The sequence below is a fragment of the Bacillus sp. BML-BC051 genome (assembly GCF_019656175.1).
GTDB classification, from domain to species: domain Bacteria; phylum Bacillota; class Bacilli; order Bacillales; family Bacillaceae_G; genus Bacillus_A; species Bacillus_A mobilis.
Genome location: NZ_BPLI01000211.1, coordinates 1 through 550, shown reverse-complemented (window position 1 = coordinate 550; position 550 = coordinate 1). Strand labels below are relative to the sequence as shown.

General features: G+C 35.6%; 1 pseudogene. It reads right to left on the bottom strand.

The features are described 5' to 3' along the window. Nucleotides 1-550 (bottom strand): annotated as a pseudogene (locus tag K5S59_RS29990) (hypothetical protein); the annotation flags it as partial.

Below are 550 nucleotides of genomic sequence, written 5' to 3'. Positions count from 1 at the left end.
TTGGAAGTGTTTCAACTGGATTTTCTGAAACAAAGGTGACGATGTTCTCGTTACTTGTAACGGTGACTGTAATTGGTGGATCGGTATGCGAGACTTGTAGTTGTAACGAAATATTTGCCGTATTTTTAAACTCATTATTAACAGGTGGACTTATTACTTGTACTGTGAATAACACGATAATTGTTTCGTTTGGCTCTAAATTAGTGGCAACTAGGAAATCGATATTCGGATTCTCTAGTGGAGAGCGTTCACCGTTAATAAAGACAGTGCAGTTAGCTGACGGAAACATTTTTCGTGACTGTTGTAGTTATAAGATGAACTGGTAAACGAACAATATTTGAATTTACAATGAAAGTAATAATTGGTTCCTGTGGAGTCAATTGAAAAGCAGAGATAACTTGTGCAGAATTTATAATTGTACTGTTTGAAAGAATAGAAGTTACGAGAGCTTGAAATGTTATAGTTGCTACTGTACCTGCAGATACAGAACCAATATTAATACTAGTTTCTAGACGAACATTTGGAACCGAAGTACCGTTAATAGTTACGC